The 3,125-nt window shown below is 67.5% G+C and carries 3 protein-coding genes; all 3 read left to right on the top strand.

Translation table 11 applies throughout. From position 1 onward, the window contains the following. On the top strand, positions 1-925 hold a 925-nt coding region (locus F6S12_RS30765; protein WP_315869764.1), incomplete at its 5' end, for an LLM class flavin-dependent oxidoreductase. A gap of 19 nt (positions 926-944) precedes the next feature. Then, a complete protein-coding gene (locus F6S12_RS30760; RefSeq protein ID WP_152686232.1) occupies positions 945-1,997 on the top strand; it encodes an ABC transporter substrate-binding protein in 1,053 nt (350 codons plus the stop codon). A 37-nt stretch (positions 1,998-2,034) separates the two neighbouring features. Continuing rightward, positions 2,035-3,093, top strand: a complete 1,059-nt coding sequence (locus tag F6S12_RS30755) for an ABC transporter substrate-binding protein (RefSeq protein ID WP_011061460.1) — start codon at positions 2,035-2,037, stop codon at positions 3,091-3,093. Positions 3,094-3,125 lie beyond the last annotated feature (32 nt).

Here is a 3,125-nt window from a genome sequence, read left to right as displayed (position 1 = left end):
GGTGGTGGCCGCGGCCCTGGCCCGGGAAACCCGGCGCATCCGCTTTCTGATCGCCTTCCAGGCCACCTGGACCCTGCCGGCCTACGCCGCCCAACAGGCGGCGATCCTGCAGAACCTCAGCCACGGCCGCCTGGACTGGAACATCATCACCGGCGGCAACCCGGTCAGCCAGCGAGCCAATGGCGATTACCTGGACCACGACCGGCGCTACCAGCGCACCGGCGAGTTCCTCGACATCATCCAGGGCCTGTGGCAGAACGAACGCTTCTCCTATGACGGCGATATCTACCAGCTGGAGAACGGCGCCCTGCCCCCGGGCCTGCAGCAGGAACGCAAGCCGGGGGTGTATTTTTCCGGTTTCTCCGATGCGGCCCTGGACGTGGCGGCGCGGCACGCCGACGTCTACCTCAACTGGGCCGAGCCCATCGACCAGCTCAAGCCCCACATCGAGCGAGTTCGCGAGCTGGCGGACAAACAGGGGCGCACGGTGCGCTTCGGCCTGCGGGTCGATCTGTTCGCCCGGGAAACCGAAGAGCAGGCCTGGGCCGACCTGCGCCGTCAGTTCGACAAGCTCGAAGGCAAGGGCAGCCTGATCGCCAAGAACTTCACCAGCGGCTCGGATTCGGTGGGCGCAGCGCGGCAGACCGCCTACCACCAGAACGTCGACCGCTTCGACGACCTGATCCTCGGCCCCAACCTCTGGGCCGGCTTCGCCAAGGCCAAGCCGGGGCCCACCGTAGGCCTGGTGGGCAGCCACCAGAACGTTGCCGAGCGCCTGGCGGAGTACCGCGATGCCGGTTTCTCCACCTTCATCCTGGCGGGCAACCCGCACCTGGAAGAAGCCCTGCGCATCGGCCAGGAAGTCCTGCCCCTGGTGCACCAACGCCCCGTCGCCCAGGCGACGCCGCTACAGGCCCGCGCCTGAGCCTATAAGGAGCCCGTTCATGTCCCATCCTCTGGATACCCTCTGGTACACCCGCTGCCCGGTCCCCACGGGCCTGGGCATTGCCGTGCAGAAAGGCTGGCTGCAAGACAGCCTCGGCGCCCTCGGCACCCAGGTGCAGTCGCTGCGCGAGTCCAGCGACCAGGCCGTGCGCGAGTCGCACTTCGATCACAGCCTGCGCAACTCGGTGCGCCACGGCGGCAGCATCCCGGCCCTCTGGGCCCGGGCCCAGGGCCGGGAAACCCGGCTGATCGGCCTGTCCTGGGCCGATGAGGTGCAACTGATCCTGACCCGTGCCGACAGCGGCATCCACCGCATCAAGGACCTCAAGGGCCGACGCTTCGGCCTGCCGGACTGGGCCGGCGCACAGATCGACTTCACCCGCGCCCAGGCCCTGCGCGGCCTGGAAAACGCCCTGGGCCTGGACGGCCTGCAAGTGGGCGACCTGCAACTGGTGAACTACCGCTACGGCGGCACCTTCAGCGACCCCCAGGTGCAGACCCTGGCCGACACCCCGGTCAGCGCCCAGCCCAGCAGCGGACGCAACCTGGAACTGCAGGGCCTGCTGCGAGGCGAAGTCGACGCGATCTTCCTCAAGGGCGCCAGCGCCGCCCGCCATGCCCATGAGTTCGGCCTGCGTACCCTGATCGACACCGGCGCCCACCCCGACCCGCTGATCCGCTGCAACAACGGCACACCGCGCACCCTGACGGTGGACAGTCATCTGCTGGAGCAGCACTTGGACGTCGCCACCGGGATTCTCGGCGCGGTGCTGCGGGCCGAAGACTGGGCCCGCCACCACCCGGAAGACACACGCCGCTACCTGGCCCGGGAAACCAACAGCAGCGAGTACTGGATCAGCGCCGCCTATGGCGAGGATGCCCACCTGCGCCTGGGCACCGGCCTGGAAGAACAGGCCATCGACGCCTTGCAGGATTTCAGCGCCTTCCTGCGGCGCTGGCGCTTCATCCCGCAGCAGGTGGATGTGCGCCAATGGATCGACCGCCGGCCGCTGGATGCGCTGCTGGCTACCCCTACCGCTCTGGCCGGCTGACCGCGCCAGGTTTCATGGATTCGAACTGAAGACCCTTATGAGCAAATCACTCGATACCCTCTGGTACACCCACAGCCCGGTGCCCACCGGGCTCGGCATCGCGGTACAGTCCGGACGCCTGGCAGAGGCCTTCCTGCCGTTCGGCACCAATATCCAGTCCCTGCGCGAATCCAGCGAACGCGAAGTGCGCGAGGCCCACTACGACCACCACCTGCAGAACTCGGTGCGCCACGGCGGCAACATCCCGGCCATCTGGGCCTACTCCAGCGGCGTGCAGACCCGGGTCCTGGGCTTGTCCTGGAGCGACGAGGTGCAGTTGATCCTGACCACCGCCGAAAGCGGCGTGAAGAGCATCCGCGACCTGAAGAACCGGCGCTTCGGCCTGCCCAAGTGGGCCAACGTGCAGATCGACTTCACCCGGGCCCAGGCCCTGCGCGGCCTGGAGAACGCCCTCAGGTTAGAAGGCCTGGAAGTGGCCGACGTGGAACTGGTGGACTACCCCTACGGCGGCACCTACAGCGACGAGCAGAAGCAGCACCTGTACGGTTCCGAAGTGAGCCTTGGGGTGACCCGCTTCAGCCGGCGCAACAACGAACTGATCGGCCTGCTGCGGGGCGACATCGATGCGATCTTCCTCAAGGGCGCCCACGCCGTGCACCTGGCCAACGAGTTCGGCCTGCAGGTGGTTGTGGACACCGGCTCCCACCCCGACCCGCTGATCCGCTCCAACAACGGCACCCCGCGTACCCTGACCGTGGACACCCACCTGCTGCGCGAGCACTTCGACGCCAGCGTGAAGATCGTCGACACCGTATTGCGCACCGAACAATGGGCCTGGGCCAACCCCGAGGAAACCCGGCGCTTCCTGGCCCGGGAACTGAACACCAGCGAGTACTGGGTGGCGGCCGCCTATGGCGAGGATGCCCACCGACGCCTGCGCACCACCCTGGATGCGCGATCCATCGAGGCCTTGCAGGACTTCACCGATTTCCTGCATCGCTGGCAGTTCATTCCCCGGCGTTTCGACGTGCGCGAGTGGATCGACTTCAGTGTGCTGGAGACGGTCATCGGCTCCACCTCCCGCGTGGCGGTATAACCCCACGAACTGACGGTGGAACCCGTAGGAGC

The sequence above is a fragment of the Pseudomonas sp. JV245A genome (assembly GCF_032424515.1).
Lineage (GTDB): Bacteria > Pseudomonadota > Gammaproteobacteria > Pseudomonadales > Pseudomonadaceae > Aquipseudomonas > Aquipseudomonas protegens.
This window is presented reverse-complemented; position numbering and strand designations above follow the sequence as displayed.